This window comes from Paenibacillus sp. BC26 (assembly GCF_900116125.1).
In the GTDB taxonomy this organism is placed as follows: domain Bacteria; phylum Bacillota; class Bacilli; order Paenibacillales; family Paenibacillaceae; genus Paenibacillus_Z; species Paenibacillus_Z lignilyticus.
Map to the genome: position 1 here is coordinate 1 of NZ_FPAD01000003.1, position 16,124 is coordinate 16,124.

General features: G+C 50.5%; 13 protein-coding genes, 11 tRNA genes and 1 rRNA gene. All 25 read left to right on the forward strand.

The features are described from left to right. Positions 1-86, forward strand: a 23S ribosomal RNA gene (locus tag BM412_RS21170); the annotation flags it as partial. A 106-nt stretch (positions 87-192) separates the two neighbouring features. Next, positions 193-268: transfer RNA gene (locus tag BM412_RS21175), tRNA-Asn, on the forward strand. A 4-nt stretch (positions 269-272) separates the two neighbouring features. Next, positions 273-348 (forward strand) — tRNA-Thr (locus BM412_RS21180). Positions 349-365: 17 nt separating this feature from the next. After that, a tRNA-Glu gene (locus tag BM412_RS21185) sits at positions 366-440 on the forward strand. A 17-nt stretch (positions 441-457) separates the two neighbouring features. Beyond that, positions 458-533: transfer RNA gene (locus BM412_RS21190), tRNA-Val, on the forward strand. A 6-nt stretch (positions 534-539) separates the two neighbouring features. After that, a tRNA-Gln gene (locus BM412_RS21195) sits at positions 540-614 on the forward strand. Positions 615-623: 9 nt separating this feature from the next. Next, a tRNA-Lys gene (locus BM412_RS21200) sits at positions 624-699 on the forward strand. Positions 700-731: 32 nt separating this feature from the next. After that, a tRNA-Leu gene (locus BM412_RS21205) sits at positions 732-811 on the forward strand. 301 nt (positions 812-1,112) lie between these two features. Further along, positions 1,113-1,955 (forward strand): ABC transporter ATP-binding protein, encoded by an 843-nt coding sequence (locus BM412_RS21210; protein WP_091223017.1) that lies wholly within the window; start codon positions 1,113-1,115, stop codon positions 1,953-1,955. A 162-nt stretch (positions 1,956-2,117) separates the two neighbouring features. Next, positions 2,118-2,192 (forward strand) — tRNA-Gly (locus tag BM412_RS21215). Positions 2,193-2,195: 3 nt separating this feature from the next. Then, a tRNA-Arg gene (locus BM412_RS21220) sits at positions 2,196-2,272 on the forward strand. A gap of 25 nt (positions 2,273-2,297) precedes the next feature. Further along, positions 2,298-2,374 (forward strand) — tRNA-Pro (locus tag BM412_RS21225). Between the two features lie 9 nt (positions 2,375-2,383). Beyond that, positions 2,384-2,457 (forward strand) — tRNA-Gly (locus tag BM412_RS21230). 327 nt (positions 2,458-2,784) lie between these two features. Next, positions 2,785-5,592 carry a phosphoenolpyruvate carboxylase gene (ppc, locus tag BM412_RS21235; RefSeq protein ID WP_091223019.1) on the forward strand — a complete coding sequence of 936 codons (2,808 nt, stop codon included), beginning with the start codon at positions 2,785-2,787 and terminating at the stop codon, positions 5,590-5,592. Positions 5,593-5,804: 212 nt separating this feature from the next. Continuing rightward, on the forward strand, positions 5,805-6,728 hold the full coding sequence (locus BM412_RS21240; RefSeq protein ID WP_091223021.1) for an EamA family transporter: 924 nt from the start codon (positions 5,805-5,807) through the stop codon (positions 6,726-6,728). Beyond that, positions 6,725-7,291, forward strand: a complete 567-nt coding sequence (gene sigW, locus BM412_RS21245) for an RNA polymerase sigma factor SigW (RefSeq protein ID WP_090986482.1) — start codon at positions 6,725-6,727, stop codon at positions 7,289-7,291. The genes BM412_RS21240 and sigW overlap by 4 nt, the downstream gene beginning before the upstream one ends. Before the next feature lie 125 nt (positions 7,292-7,416). After that, positions 7,417-8,040, forward strand: coding sequence for a zf-HC2 domain-containing protein (locus BM412_RS21250; RefSeq protein WP_091223023.1), 624 nt, complete (start codon positions 7,417-7,419; stop codon positions 8,038-8,040). A gap of 139 nt (positions 8,041-8,179) precedes the next feature. Continuing rightward, positions 8,180-9,019, forward strand: coding sequence for a diadenylate cyclase CdaA (gene cdaA / locus BM412_RS21255; RefSeq protein ID WP_091223025.1), 840 nt, complete (start codon positions 8,180-8,182; stop codon positions 9,017-9,019). After that, complete coding sequence (locus BM412_RS21260) at positions 9,012-10,442, forward strand: CdaR family protein (protein WP_091223027.1); 1,431 nt, start codon at positions 9,012-9,014, stop codon at positions 10,440-10,442. Before cdaA ends, BM412_RS21260 begins: the two co-directional genes overlap by 8 nt. A gap of 52 nt (positions 10,443-10,494) precedes the next feature. Beyond that, entirely contained in the window at positions 10,495-11,841 is a 1,347-nt protein-coding gene (gene glmM / locus BM412_RS21265) for a phosphoglucosamine mutase (RefSeq protein WP_091223031.1), read from the forward strand. Positions 11,842-12,622: 781 nt separating this feature from the next. After that, positions 12,623-14,455, forward strand: a complete 1,833-nt coding sequence (gene glmS / locus BM412_RS21270; RefSeq protein WP_091223033.1) for a glutamine--fructose-6-phosphate transaminase (isomerizing) — start codon at positions 12,623-12,625, stop codon at positions 14,453-14,455. 106 nt (positions 14,456-14,561) lie between these two features. Next, complete coding sequence (locus tag BM412_RS21275; RefSeq protein WP_256256544.1) at positions 14,562-14,750, forward strand: acetylxylan esterase; 189 nt, start codon at positions 14,562-14,564, stop codon at positions 14,748-14,750. Between the two features lie 374 nt (positions 14,751-15,124). Beyond that, positions 15,125-15,433, forward strand: coding sequence for a PadR family transcriptional regulator (locus tag BM412_RS21280; protein WP_305728725.1), 309 nt, complete (start codon positions 15,125-15,127; stop codon positions 15,431-15,433). Beyond that, positions 15,430-15,777 carry a DUF1048 domain-containing protein gene (locus BM412_RS21285; protein ID WP_091223039.1) on the forward strand — a complete coding sequence of 116 codons (348 nt, stop codon included), beginning with the start codon at positions 15,430-15,432 and terminating at the stop codon, positions 15,775-15,777. The genes BM412_RS21280 and BM412_RS21285 overlap by 4 nt, the downstream gene beginning before the upstream one ends. A gap of 11 nt (positions 15,778-15,788) precedes the next feature. Then, positions 15,789-16,109, forward strand: coding sequence for a DUF1048 domain-containing protein (locus BM412_RS21290; protein WP_091223040.1), 321 nt, complete (start codon positions 15,789-15,791; stop codon positions 16,107-16,109). Positions 16,110-16,124 lie beyond the last annotated feature (15 nt).

A 16,124-nucleotide genomic window follows, 5' to 3' on the forward strand; every position in this document is an offset into this window, starting at 1 on the left:
GAAAGACGACCAGGTTGATAGGTTCGAGGTGGAAGTGCAGCAATGCATGCAGCTGACGAATACTAATCGGTCGAGGGCTTATCCTACGAACATTCGCTCGGATGTTCAACTTCGGACAAGATCAGCTAAACAAGACCTTCGCAAAGGTTCGTATCCAGTTTTCAGGGTGTTAAATTTCCTGAATAACACTGTTCCCTGATAGCTCAGTTGGTAGAGCACTCGACTGTTAATCGAGTTGTCACAGGTTCGAGTCCTGTTCGGGGAGCCATTACGCTCTCATAGCTCAGTCGGCAGAGTGCATCCATGGTAAGGATGAGGTCACCGGTTCGATTCCGGTTGAGAGCTCCAGTGATTTTTTGCAAGATGGCCCGTTGGTCAAGTGGTTAAGACACCTCCCTTTCACGGAGGTAACAGGGGTTCGAGTCCCCTACGGGTCACCATTATTTTTCTTTATCCCGGAGGCTTAGCTCAGCTGGGAGAGCATCTGCCTTACAAGCAGAGGGTCGGCGGTTCGATCCCGTCAGCCTCCACCAGTATACTGGGGATTAGCCAAGCGGTAAGGCAACGGACTTTGACTCCGTCATCCCTAGGTTCGAATCCTAGATCCCCAGCCATTTTAGTTTGAGTCATTAGCTCAGTTGGTAGAGCACCTGACTTTTAATCAGGGTGTCGTAGGTTCGAATCCTACATGACTCACCATTTTCACCTTATGAGAATGGAATTGAATATGCGCGCGTATGGCGGAATTGGCAGACGCACCAGACTTAGGATCTGGCGGGCGACCGTGGGGGTTCAAGTCCCTCTACGCGCATTACAAACAGAAGGCCCTCGTTGAGGGCTTTTTTGTGTATAACTCTGTAGATAACTATGGCATAAGTGGCGAAACGCTTGCTATCACTGCGTTACTTATCCACAATTCCGCCTGAATGTTGTGACAATTTAAACGATGAATAGATGGTTCTTCACAGATTTGTGCATGGTGTGGGGATATAAATGTAATGACCCCCCGTTAACACTTGACGGATCAACTGAGAATGATTATCATGGTATAGAACGTAATGAGAAATATTATCACAAAGCGGAACAGTCTGTTCTGCAAGGAGCTGTAAACGATGAATTCTTTCATGACATCCAAACTTAATATCGGCTATGAGGAACGCCTTATTGTCGAGAATTTAAATATTATTATTCCTAAAGGTAAAATCACTGCCCTGGTGGGTGCCAACGGATCGGGCAAATCGACGATTCTGAAGACGATGGCTCGTTTGATGTCCCCATCTGCCGGAACGGTGCTTCTGGACGGCAAATCGGTACATAAACAATCCACGAAGGAAGTGGCGAAGCAGCTTGCTATCCTGCCGCAGAATCCTACGGCTCCGGATGGTCTGACAGTGGCTGAGCTTGTCTCCTACGGGCGTTTCCCTTATCAGAAGGGTTTTGGCTCGCTCAGCAAGGAAGACCGCTCTGTAATCCAATGGGCGGTTGAGAAAACGGGGATGACGGAGTTTGCCGATCGGCCTATCGACCGTCTATCCGGTGGTCAGCGTCAACGTGCGTGGATTGCGATGGCATTGGCTCAGCAGACGGATATGCTGTTCTTGGATGAGCCTACGACGTTCCTCGATATGACGCATCAGCTGGAAGTACTGGAGCTCTTGCAGCATTTGAATGAAACGGCTGGCAGAACCATTGTCATGGTTGTTCATGACTTGAACCATGCATCGCGTTATGCCCATCATATGATTGCTATTAAGAACGGTAATGTGGTTGGTGAAGGAACACCGGTTGCCGTTATGAATAAGGATGTCCTCCGTGAGGTGTTCAGCATCGAAGCGGATATCATTCTGGATCCTCGTTCCGGCGTGCCGCTCTGCTTACCGTATGCACTGGCTCGTACCGGAGCTCCTGCGGCGGTTCAGCAAGAGATTCCAAAACCGCTGAGCATGTCGGTATAGCAGCTGCGAGAGCAGCGTAATAAGCGCAGTTCATCGCCGGCCATAGCAGTATGGCCGGCGATTGCAAAGGTATCATATTTTTTTTAGCAAAAGGGTTGCATTTCATAATTCTGCATGATATATTATTACTTGTCGCGCTTGAGAAAAAGCGACTGACACAATGCGGAAGTGGCTCAGCGGTAGAGCATCGCCTTGCCAAGGCGAGGGTCGCGGGTTCGATTCCCGTCTTCCGCTCCATTAGTGCCCTTAGCTCAGCTGGATAGAGCATTTGACTACGAATCAAAAGGTCGGGAGTTCGAATCTCTCAGGGCACGCCATTCTTTAATTGCATTAGATACATAACGGGATGTAGCTCAGCTTGGTAGAGCACCTGGTTTGGGACCAGGGGGTCGCATGTTCAAATCGTGTCATCCCGACCATCTTCTTCTGCGGGTGTAGTTCAATGGTAGAACTTTAGCCTTCCAAGCTAATAGCGTGGGTTCGATTCCCATCACCCGCTCCATAAACGACATTCAAAGCCTTGGATTTCCAAGGCTTTTTATTTTTATATAGTTCGACCCTTATTCTTCCAAGCGTGAAAAAGCTTCAACCGATTGTTAATTTGTAGTATGATGGTTAAAGTTAAAAACCGACAATACGGGTTAAATGGGCTTATGTTGATGATTTTACGACCTGGATTCCGAAAGTAAGTCGTATAAATACACAGTGTAGGTAGAATTCATACGTTAAATCCGAAGATTTGCTTACGAGTGGTTTTGCTCCGTTAAACACAAAGACTATGCTTACGAGGTGGTTTTGCATCATGCGAAACCTGGAGGAGGATTAGGGAATGTCGGAACATGCTGGAACGACTGTCACAACCACAAGGCCGCAATCAAACAACTTGCTTCGCCGAGACGTTCGGTTCTTGGGGAACATTCTTGGGGATGTGCTTGTCCACCAAGGCGGTCACGAGCTGCTGGAGAATGTAGAGAAAATCCGTGAGATGAGTAAAGCGCTGCGCGCGCAATTCCTGCCGGAGCTGTATGATGAATTCACTGCAGTCATTGATGCTTTGAATCCGGAGACGCGCCATCAGGTTATTCGTGCATTTGCGATTTATTTTCAACTCGTTAATATTGCGGAACAGAATCACCGTATTCGCCGTAAACGCGATTATGAGCGTTCAGCCGGAGAAACGGTACAGCCGGGATCGATCGAGAGCGCTATTCAAGTGCTCAAGGATCAAGGTATCGATGTAGACAATGTTAGAAGCATTATTGAAGATATTTCGCTTGAGCTCGTTATGACGGCTCATCCAACCGAAGCTACGCGCCGCGCCGTGCTTGATATTCATCAGCGCATTGCAGCGGATGTCGTGGAGCTGGACAATCCGACGCTGACTTATCGCGAGCGCGAGAAATTGCGTGAGAAGCTGCTTAATGAAGTACTGACACTGTGGCAAACGGATGAGCTTCGCGACCGCAAGCCTACGGTTATCGATGAAGTGCGCAATGGCATGTACTATTTTGACGAGACCTTGTTCGAAGTGCTTCCAAGCGTGTATGAAGAGCTTGAGCGCTGCTTGGACAAGTACTACCCTGAAGAGCGCTGGCATGTGCCTACGTATCTCCGCTTTGGTTCGTGGATTGGCGGCGACCGCGACGGTAACCCTTCGGTAACGGCTAAAGTCACTTGGGAGACTTTAACGCTGCAGCGCGGACTTGTACTGGAAAAGTATGAGGAGCTGCTGAAAGAAGTAATGAGCCAGCTCAGCTTCAGCACGAATATCATTGAGGTTTCACAGGAATTGCTGGATTCGATTAAGAGTGATCGCGAGAAGATCGACACACGCAGTGTAGATCTATGGCGTAACGATAAAGAACCATATCGGGTTAAACTCGGCTATATGCTGGAGAAGCTCGCGAATACATCGAAGGATGCGCTTAAGGGCTCGGTCAAGCGCTATAACAGCGCGGATGAGCTGAAAGCGGATCTTTGCATCATCGACAGAAGCTTGCGTAATCATTTTGCCGACTATGTTGCAGATACGCATATTCGTAAATTGATTCGCCAAGTGGAATTGTTTGGATTCCATCTCGCAGCACTGGACGTTCGTCAGCACAGTAAAGAGCATGAGAATGCGATGACTGAAGTGCTTGCGAACATGAACATTGTGGATAATTATGCGTCATTGACTGAAGACGAGAAGATCGAGCTGCTGCACAAATTGCTGAACGATCCGCGTCCGCTTACTTCGCCGCATTTTGAATATTCCGAGAGCACGCGCGAGTGCTTGGATGTTTACCATACGATTTACCGTGCGCAAGCTGAATTCGGCGTGAACTGTATTTCCAGTTACCTGATCAGTATGACGCAGGGTGCCAGCGATATGCTCGAAGTGATGGTGTTTGCCAAAGAGGTTGGCTTATTCCGCAAGGAGTCAAACGGTCAAGTTCGCTGCACACTGCAGGCAGTACCTCTATTCGAAACCATCGATGATTTGCATGCCGCGCCTGGCATTATGGAGCAGCTGTTTGCATTGCCAATCTATCGTCAATCTGTTGAAGCGCGCGGTAATCTGCATGAAATCATGCTTGGTTACTCCGACAGCAACAAAGACGGCGGCGTGGTTACGGCGAACTGGGAGCTGCGCGTAGCGCTTAATGCGATTACAAGCGCAGCTAAGAAATTCGACGTGAAGCTGAAGTTCTTCCACGGTCGCGGCGGAGCGCTTGGCCGCGGCGGCATGCCGCTGAACCGCAGTATTCTTGCTCAGCCTCCACATACGGTTGGCGGCGGCATTAAGATTACGGAGCAAGGGGAAGTGCTATCGTCCCGTTACTCGATGAAGGGCATTGCTTACCGCAGCTTGGAGCAAGCGACTTGGGCGCTGGTTACAGCTTCGCGTTTGGCGAAGTATCCGGAGCAAGAAGCCGGTGCAACTGCAGAGTGGGATGAGATTGCACGAGGCATCTCGGAGACGGCGCTTACGAAGTATCAGGATCTGATTTTCCGCGATCCGGACTTCATGACGTTCTTCAAAGAGTCGACACCTCTTCCGGAGGTTGGCGAGCTGAATATCGGTTCCCGTCCTGCAAAACGCAAAGGCAGCGATCGTTTCGAGGATCTGCGCGCTATTCCATGGGTATTCGCATGGACGCAAAGCCGCTACTTGCTGCCTGCATGGTATGCAGCCGGAACGGCACTGCAAGGATATGTCGCAGGTGACGAGAAGCGTATGAACACGCTGCGCGTCATGTACGAGAAATTCCCTTTCTTCACCACATTAATTGACAACTTGCAAATGGCGCTTGCGAAAGCCGATCTGCAAATTGCGAAAGAATATGCCGGCATGATTTCAGACACGACGATCCGTGACCGCATCTTCACTCAAATCGAGGAAGAGTACGCCATGACATCTTCGTTCATTCTGCAAATCACAGGCCAAGCGGATATTCTGGACAACGTACCTGTTATCCAAGAATCGATCCGTCTGCGTAACCCGTACGTAGATCCGCTGAGCTACATGCAAGTGCAGCTCCTGAAGGAGCTGCGCGAGAAACGTGCCAACGGCGAAGCTGACGATCCGGAGCTGCTGCGTGAAGTGCTGCTCACGATCAACGGAATAGCGGCGGGACTACGGAATACGGGCTGATCTCGCTGATTGGCTTGCATAAGCCTACGGCTTGTGCAGCATTCAGCGCTCGACCATTTGCTTGCACGCCCCTTAGGGGACAGCAGCATGTCTTTGCCAACTAGCGCATAACATTCATAAAAAGGGCTGGACGCCCGGACAGCTGTTGTCCGCCCGGGGTCCGGCTCTTTTTTCGTTGTGATCCGGTCATCTGGCAAGGGAGGCGGCTGCACATGAAGCGGGATCCGGTCTATTGGTTTTCCCTACTCTGTGTGCTGATGGGGGCTGCGAGCTACGGCTTGCTGTCGGTTATTATTAAGATGGCGTACGAGGATGGCTTTACGCAGGGGCAAGTGACCGTCCATCAGACGGGGATAGGCATGGCGATGTTATGGCTGATCGCGCTGGCGCGGTGGAGGAGATGGCAGAATCCTCTTCGCGGATCATGGCTGAAGCTTGCACTAATCGGCACATGCGGACTCGCGATGACGACAATTCTATATAATGCGGCGCTGCAGCGGTTGGATGCTTCGCTTGCGATAGTATTGCTTTTTCAGTTTACATGGATTACCATCTTGCTAGACAGCATTCAGAAACGGACATGGCCCGGCAAATTTCGTTTGCTTGCGATTGTCATCGTGATGATCGGTACGGTGCTTGCCGCCCAGCTGCCGGAGAGCGGATTAACTAAGGTGAGCATCATCGGTGTCCTAGCCGGATTCTTATCTGCCGTGTCTTACAGCCTGTTCATATGGTGGACGGGGCAGCTTGAGGGGCAGCAGGATGCTGTTATACGCTCCGCTGTCATGGTCAGTGCGGGATTTGTGCTCATTACGCTTCTTTATGGCTCTGAGGCCTTCTCAGCAAGTCGAGAAGCTGCGCTGGTTGGCTGGGGATTGCTGCTTGGTACATTGGCCCAAGTAGTCCCCACCTTGTTGTTTAATATCGGCATTCCCCGGATTGGCAGCAGCTTGTCTGCTTTGCTTGGTGCCGTGGAGCTGCCGGTAGTGATTTTAACGGCATGGACCATCCTGGGAGAGCCGCTTAGCGTATGGCGGGTAATTGGTATCTTGCTTATTGTAGCAGGGATCGGAATAGCCGAATTGCCGACCGGTAAACGGAAGGGGAACTCGGCGCGTTTGGAGGAGAAGCATTGAAATCAGTTGAGGCGAGATTAGCCAAGTTAGCTTTGAAAGGCGATCAACGGGCTTTCGCAGAGCTCGTGGAGCTTTATCAGGACAAGCTTTATCATATGTCTTATCGAATGCTGTACAACCGTCAGGAAGCCGAGGACGTCGTACAGGATGTCTTTTTGCGTGTATACAAAAATTTAGAGCGTTACGATGATACGATGAAATTCTCCACTTGGATTTATCGGATCGCCACGAATTTATGTATCGACCGACTGCGGAAGAGAAAACCCGTGTATTCGCTGGATGCGGAGTCAGGTGAACATGAGGGGCTCGATGGTTATGCCATGATCCCAAGTGATAACCGCACGCCGGAGAGCGAGATGCTGCTGTCGGATACGCAGCGCATCATTCATCAAGCCATTGAGACGCTGCCGGCTAAGTATAAGTCGGTTATGGTGCTTCGCTATTTAGAGGAGCTTTCCTTGCAGGAGATCGGCGATGTGCTCGACATGCCCGTAACGACGGTGAAAACCCGTGTCCATCGCGGCCGGGAGTTCCTTCGTAAGAAATTGGAGCATAAACTGTAGGCAGAAGCGGATGGATCGCAGATGTTAAATATTGGACAGGTGCGGATCTTCAAAAAAAGTGAAACATCGCCGCCTTGAACACGTAACGTATATTACCGTAACTAACGAAGAAAGGAATGGCTGCTATGAATTGCAACGTCGCCGTCATGCTGATGCATGATTATTTGGATGATGAGCTGCCTCACGATGATCTGGCTGAATTGAAACTTCATATAGATTCCTGTGAATCATGCTGCAGAAGGCTTGAGCAACTGGAACGGACGGAAGCGCTGACACATTCGATGATGGACACTCGCGTAACGATTTCGCCGCAACAATCCGCGCAGCTCACCAACCGCATTATGAGCTCGCTGCCCGTGAAACGCCGCAGAATCGGTTTTGCCAGCTGGATTCGCAATCATCCCGCCGTCTCGGTTGCCGCAGTATTTGCCCTTGTGATGTTCTCGAGCTTCCTCGCCATGTGGCAGCAGGATAATGATCTTACCGTACGCGGTGGAGATCTGGCACAGGTTATCATTGAAGGCGATACGGTTACTGTACCGGAAGGTGCCCATTTAAAGGGAGACCTTACGGTTGAGAACGGCAAAGCAAACGTACTAGGCGATGTGGAAGGCGATGTAACCGTGATTTCTGGTTCGTTGTATCAAGCCTCCACCGCACATATATCCGGAGAAGTGAAGCAGATTGACCAGGCGCTGGACTGGTTTTGGTACAAAGTTACGCATTCCATCAGCAGTTTGGCCTATTGATTTTTGACTGCCTCCTCTTGCGGGAGGTTTTTTTTGTGAAAAAAAAAGGATTTGCATCCCCGGTTCTAGAAAATAATAAAGTTAGAAATCCGATAAAAGAATTAAAATGCCCAGGCATTTGGTCTTTGGGGGTTGGCAGATGAACTATTTTGCAGATTTGACTTGGAAAGAATGGATCAAAGATCTCATTGATATTTCCGTTGTTAGCTATATTATCTATAAATTGATTCTGCTTGTCCGAGGAACAAGAGCGGTTCAGCTGTTGAAAGGAATCATTGTCCTGGTTGCGACGTGGGCCATCAGCACCTGGTTTAATTTGTATACGCTCAAGTGGCTGATGAATCAAATGTTTACGTTCGGGGTCGTTACGATTCTGATTATTTTTCAGCCGGAGCTTCGCAGGGCGCTGGAGCAGCTCGGACGAGGCAGTTTGTTTAGTCGGTCCTCTGTCGTGGAGCGGGATATCAGTGAGCGCATTGGTGAGATCATTAAGTCGCTTAATTATATGGCCAAACGCAAAATCGGCGCATTGATCGTCTTTGAACGTAACACCGGGTTGTCGGACTACATTGAGTCCGGGATCCAAATGGAATCCATCGTGAGCTCGGAGCTGCTTATCAATATTTTCATCCCGAATACGCCGCTTCATGACGGAGCTGTTATTATTCGGGGTAGTCAGATTATGGCGGCGGGCTGCTATTTGCCGCTGTCGGAGAATCCTTTTATCAGCAAGGAATTAGGGACAAGGCATCGTGCTGCAATCGGCGTTACCGAGGTGTGTGATGCCGTGTCTATCGTCGTCTCGGAAGAGACGGGGCAGATTTCGCTTGCGGTCGGCGGGATGATTGTTCGCGACATTAAAGAAGAATCGCTGATCTCGAAGCTGTTCGAGGAGCTGAATCCGAACTCCAAAGCGCGTGAGCGTCAAGGCGTGAAGAAACCTTTCTGGAAACGGAAAGGAGGCAAGCAGCATGGATAAGTGGCTTAGCCATCCGACGGCGATTAAGATCCTTTCATTGATGATCGGGATCCTGATGTGGGCCGTTGTGCATTTCGATTCGGAGAAAACGCCCAATACGGTGGCTAACCTGACGGAAACGCAGGAGATCGATGCGGTTCAGGTGACGCCGATTGGAATGGATGATAAGAACTATGCGCTGCGGCTTCTGGATCCGGAAGTCGTTCATTTGACGGTACAGGGCTCGAAGTCGGATTTTCTAATCGCTTCGCGCAACAATGATTATCAAGTCACGGTTGATCTCAGCCAAGCAACGGAAGGGCGCAAGGTGCTTCCGGTTAAGGTGAATTTGCCGCGCGGACTGGAGCTTATTGAAGTGCGACCAAGCAACGTGACGGTCGTATTAGAACGTATCGTTACGAAAGAATATGAAGTTACGGTTAAGACCGACGGTATTCCGGGTAAAGGGTACAAGATCGGACAACCTGTTGTGAAGCCGAACAACCGCGTGCATGTGACACTGCCGAAGGATCAGATGGATTTGGTCGCATCGGTCGGAGGAACGGTATCGGTTGAAGGGGAAGAAGAGACGGTCAACGATAAGAAGATGAAGCTTGTCGCCTACGATAAGGAAGGCAATGAGCTGACTGACGCGGTCATCAGTCCGAGTGTGGTGGAAGTGGAAATTCCGATTACGAAACCGTTCAAGAAGCTGCCGCTGCAAATTGGATTTAAGGGTAAGCTGACGGATGGTTATGCGATTGCTTCCTTTACGCAGAGTGTGGATCAGATTACGGTATACGGACCTCAGGACGTGCTGGACAAGTATGATTACTATGACGGCATTACAATTGACTTGTCGAAGCTGACAGAATCAGGTACGATGGAGCTCGATATTCCACAACTAGAAGGAATTGCCACCGTTGATCCGCTGACAGTCACGTTCGAGTATAAGATTGTGCCTGCAGAGACGAGAGTGATGTCGCATTTGCCGGTGAAGATGATTGGTCTGTCCGAAGGTTTGAACGCCAAAGTAACCGTGCCTCCAAACGGCATGGTGGATGCCATTGTCAAAGGCGCCTCGAACGTTCTGGCCGCGCTTGAATCCAAGGATGTTCAGCTGATTGCGGATTTAAGCGGGTTAGGGCCGGGCATTCATGACGTTCCGCTTGAGGTCCATCTGCCGCGGTTCGTCGATCAAGCTCCAAATGCGCCGATTACGATTACGGTGGAGATTACGGACAGTACGGAGACGCTCGCCGATCCGGGAGGAGCGGGAGATAACGGTGGAGATTCGAATGCAACCGCTCCTGATTCCGAGCCTGTGAATGGTGGGGAAGACGCGATAGCCGGAAACGAGTCTGCCGGTGATGCTAAAGGAAACAGCGACGGCGGCGCAACAAATTCGAGTACAAACTCGAACACGGGAACATCGGTGCCATAGTGCCCGATTGTTGCTTTATGCATATAGAATAGATAAAGGGGATTTTGGAACAATGGGAAAATATTTTGGAACAGACGGTGTACGCGGTGTCGCAAACCGCGAGCTCACGCCTGAGCTTGCTTATAAAATCGGTCGCTGCGGCGGCTACGTACTTGCCGGTCAGGCTGAGAAGCCGAAGGTCGTTATCGGGCTCGATACCCGTATTTCAGGTCCAATGCTGGAGGCATCGCTGATCGCGGGTCTGCTGTCCATCGGGGCAAGCGTTGTACGTATCGGCGTTGTATCGACGCCTGCAGTTGCTTATTTAACACGTGTGCTGGGCGCAGATGCGGGTGTCATGATCTCCGCATCGCATAACCCGGTTGAAGATAACGGCATTAAATTCTTTGGCGGAGACGGCTACAAGCTCTCCGATGATACAGAGCTTGAAATCGAGCGCTTGATGGATGCGGAAGTGGATGAACTGCCGCGTCCGGAAGGCGGAGATATCGGTACGGTTACGGTGGATGAAACGGCAAAACGCCAATTTATCGACTTCTTGAAAACAACGGTTACCCATTCCTTCACAGGATTAAAGATTGTGCTCGACTGTGCGAACGGTTCCGCGCATTCCATTGCGCCGACGGTGTTCCGTGAGCTTGGTGCAGAGATCATTACGGTCGGCGCGGAGCCGAACGGCTTGAACATCAATGACGGCGTAGGTTCGACGCATCCGGAATATTTGCGTGAAGAAGTGTTGAAGCATGGCGCGGATTTCGGTCTTTCCTTCGACGGTGACGCGGATCGTTTGATCGCGATTGACGAGAATGGCGAAGAAGTCGACGGCGACTACATTCTGTGCATCTGCGGCGATGCCATGAAGCGGGCAGGCAAGCTGAAGAACGATACGGTCGTAACGACAGTTATGAGCAACATCGGCTTCTTCAAGGCTGCCGGCAAAATCGGTCTGAACACGGCACAAACGGCGGTCGGTGACCGTTACGTGATGGAAGAGATGCGCCGCGGCGGATTTAACTTGGGCGGCGAGCAATCCGGCCATGTTATTTTCCTCGATTACAATACGACCGGCGACGGTATTCTGACTGCCCTGCAGTTGACGGATACGCTCGTTGGCTCCGGCAAGAAACTTAGCGAACAGAAAACATTGATGCGCAAATATCCGCAAGTGCTGATTAATGTTCGCGTTGCAGATAAGAGCACGTACAAGGACAATCCGGCGATTGCCGCGGTTATCGCTGAAGTGGAGCAGGAGCTTGGCGACAACGGCCGCGTGCTGGTGCGTCCATCAGGCACGGAATCGCTTATCCGCGTCATGGCTGAAGGTCCGGATAAAGAGCAAGTTGAAGCTTACGTAGCTCGTATCGTGGATACGGTGCGCGCAGAGCTTGGTGCAGAGTAGTAAACATCGGCATTATCGTTCATAACTAACTTTATGTGATCGGGCAACCCTAGACATACGCAGCTACTGCGGGCATCTGGGGTTGCTTTTGTCATGGATAGCGTCTTCGAAGCGGAGTAAGATGAGCTATTGGAAAATATGCACCAATTGTAAACGGTTCCCTCAATTATTTGTTGCACCTCAGCATAAAAATGAATATAGTAGGAGAAGTATCATTCAGGAAGCGAAAGTGAGGACAGAGGTTGTAAGCAAGACAAAGCGCCAGAGCTTGCAAGGGTTTCATGCAATTGCTGCACGGTCCATTCGGAAATGGCCATGCGGGTAATCGGTTGTATAAAGCGGCAAGCTGACGAGGTGGAGGTGTTCGGAATGTTCGGCGGGGACCTCCCGGTATTGCATTTAACCGTAAGCCGATACTCAAATAGACCGGGCGACCGGGCTGACAAAGGGTCGGTAAAATGCTCCATAGGATTTTTTGAAGCACCTGCGGCAACGGAGGCCGGAGTGTGTCGATTTTAGAGTATTCATGTGTTTAAGTCTCAGTCACGGGCAGTGGCAGCAACCCATAGAGGGGCTGTCTCTATTGCGTTGTGTTCGGACTCATTGCTTATTATTTTTCAAAACGCACGGATGGTGCGCTTTCTTTCTTATTGTCTTTTTTGATATTTCGAACCTTAGCAGGGACGATGCCGGCGAACCGAGGCGGCTTTGTGCCGACCAATTCAGTAGTCATGGCAACCGTTGAAGCGGGGTAAACTACCCAATACGGAGGTCTATTCATATGTGTGGAATTGTAGGATATATTGGTAAACGGGATTCGCAGGATATTTTGATCGAGGGCTTGAAGAAGCTGGAGTACCGCGGTTATGACTCGGCGGGTATTGCTGTATTCACGAAGAATGGTCTTGAAGTGCGCAAGTCGATTGGCCGTCTTGCAAACCTGGAGCAGAAGTTAGACGGACAGCCGCTTGAAGGATCGGTTGGTATCGGTCATACACGTTGGGCTACCCACGGTAAGCCGTCGGATGCTAACTCCCATCCGCATACAGACAACACGCATAAGTTCTCTGTCGTGCACAACGGCATCATCGAGAATTATCTGGATTTGAAGGATGAGCTGATTGCAAAAGGCTGCAAGTTCGTATCGGAAACGGACACGGAGGTTATTTCCCACCTTGTTGCCGATGAGTACGATGGCGATATCGTGAAGGCTGTACAGCGTGCAGTTAAACGGATGCGCGGTGCTTTTGCGCTTGGCGTATTGACTGAGTATGAGCCGGAGCGTTTGGTTGCCGTACGTTTCGCTAGCCCGCTCGTTATCGGTATCGGCGAAGGCGAGAACTTCATCGGTTCGGACATCCCGGCAATTCTGGAGCATACGCGCAATGTGTACATTCTGAATGACGGTGAAATGGCGATTTTGACGAAAAACGGTGTCGAATTGATGACGACCGAAGGCGAATTTATTTCCAAGGAAATATTCCATGTCGATTGGGACTTGGTAACGGCGGAGAAAGCCGGATTCGATCACTTCATGCTGAAAGAAATATACGAGCAGCCAAAAGCATACCGCGACACGATGATGGGCCGTATTTCGGATGATGGACGTTCCGTTGAATTGACCGAAATCGGCATGACTGCCGACGAGATTCGCGCAATCCGTAAGATCCATATCGTGGCTTGCGGTACGGCGATGCATGCTGGTTTGGTTGGTAAAACCGTTCTTGAGAGCCTGGCTCGCATTCCGGCTGAAACGGATGTGGCGTCGGAGTATCGTTACCGTTCCCCAATCATTACGCCTGACACGCTTGTTATCGTGGTCAGCCAATCCGGTGAGACGGCGGATACGCTGGCTGCACTGCGTGAAGCTAAACGCTGCGGCGCACGTGTTCTGGCCATTACGAATGTCGTTGGCAGCTCGGTTTCCCGCGAAGCCGATGATGTCATCATCACGCAAGCCGGACCTGAGATTGCGGTTGCTTCGACGAAAGCATACACTTCTCAATTGATCGCGTTCTACCTGCTCGGCCTGTTCTTGGCGGAAACGCTGGGTACGAAGGACAGCGCGTTTATCGCTGAAGTAGTTACGGCGATGCACCAGCTGCCTGAGCAAGTGGAAAGCATTCTGGATAACGCGCCTGTGCTGAAGCAAGTGGCAGAGAGCCTTTCCAAGCACAACAACCTGTTCTTCATCGGCCGCGGCGTTGACTTTGCAGTGGCACAAGAAGGCTCGCTGAAGCTGAAAGAAATCTCCTACATTCACTCCGAGGCTTATGCAGCGGGTGAGTTGAAGCACGGTACGCTTGCTCTGATCGAAGAGGGTATTCCGGTAATCTCGCTGATCACGCAAGAAGATCTGTACGAGAAAACACTTAGCAACATTAAAGAAGTGAAAGCTCGCGGCGCGCATGTACTTGGCGTAGTGAACGAAGGTTTCGAAGGAGAAGTTGCGAAGTCCGTAGATGAGCTCTTCGCGATTCCGAAGACGCTGCCGCTTCTATCGCCGGCATTGTCGGTTGTTCCACTTCAGTTGATCGCATACTATGCGTCGCTGGCACGCGGTAATGATGTGGATAAACCGCGTAACCTGGCGAAGTCGGTTACGGTGGAGTAGGGATTACAGGTCGTTTATTTCATAACTGAAGCACTGCACATATGTAAAGGCCTGGGCGTACATTCCCGGGCCTTTTTTGTAATGTAAAAGAATTTGGCGGATCCGAATTCCGGTATTCGTTAGCGTTGGCTTGAAGGATCTGACAACGATGCCGGAAACGATATACGCGGCATACAACCGGATCGCTTCCGACAAAAGGATCGTGCCGTCGCCGTTCTCCGGACATACGGTCACCGGAGACCAAAACCGCAAAGCGATGCAGTTCATCGCGGAGCGATTGGTACGTAATAAGTAATGATGATCCTGCAGAGTGATCTGGGTACTATTTTGCTCTTTAAAAAGTACCACATTCACATATGTCCGTTGGAACCGGAAAAAAGTGCGGAACTACGGAGAGGCCGTGAGTTGTGCGAAAAACAAACAGTGAAATAGTTAAACGATAGTTGTATGTACTACAAGAGGGCAACCAGGAATTCATTCCGGGTGCCCTTTTTTTAATTCGAATAACGAAATCTGTTGACACGCACACTACTACGTGTTACTTTATAGATGTAGTCAGTAACACTGAATACAAGTAACACTGAATACCAGTAACACTGAATACCAGTGATACAGAATACCAGTGATACAGAATAGCGAGAGGTGATCGTGTTGGATAATCTGACGGAAATGCTCAAAGGGGTGCTCGAGGGCAGCGTCCTCGAAATTATAAGCCGCGAAGAAACGTACGGGTACGAAATCACGCGGCGGCTGAACACCCTCGGTTTTACGGATGTGGTGGAGGGTACGGTGTACACGATCCTGCTTCGGCTGGAGAAGAACAAGTTGGTGGAGATCACCAAGAAGCCGTCTGATATGGGACCGCCGCGAAAATTCTTCTTGATCAACGAAGCGGGGCGCGAGGAGTTGCGGAAGTTCTGGGAGAAGTGGGCGTTCGTCAATTCGAAAATGAGCGAGTTAAAGGAGAGAAAACAATGAACTTCTGGGACAAAATTACCGGCAACGACATGAAGAAGGAAATGAAAGCTTTTGAAGCGCGAGTCCACAAGCTTCCGGCCGATTATCAAGCGGCATGGAAAGAAATCAATGTTCAGCTGTGGCCGCACACGGACTTCACCGGTCGCAATCTGATGCCCATCTTCGACGGCGTGCTTGGCTTGCTCGAAGAAACGGCGGCGGACGGCCAGAGCGTGCAAGAGGTTCTGGGCGACGATATCAAAGGCTTCTGCTCGGCGCTGGCCGGCAATGAAGGAGCCAAGTCATATCGCGACAAGTGGCGCAAGCAGCTCAACGATAACATCGCCAAAAAATTAGGCAAATAGGAGTGATTGATATGGGAATCCGAGAGATCATCGAAGGTAAAAAAGAATGGCGCGCACACGTGGCGCGCGTCAAAGCGCTCCCTAAGGATTATCAGATCGTGTATAAGGAAATTCAAAAATATCTGTTCAAAGTCGGACCTGTCGATCTCACCGAAGGGGGGTTGCTCTCGGACATCGTCGACCTGTTCGAAGAAGGCGCGGCATCTGGGAAGGGCGTGCTTGAAGTGACGGGCAACGACGTGGCGGCGTTCTGCGACGAACTCATCAAAGATTCGAAGACATACGCCGACCTCTATCAAGAGTCGGTTGACCAGAAGAAGAACAAGCACTAAGTTGCGGCTTATAAA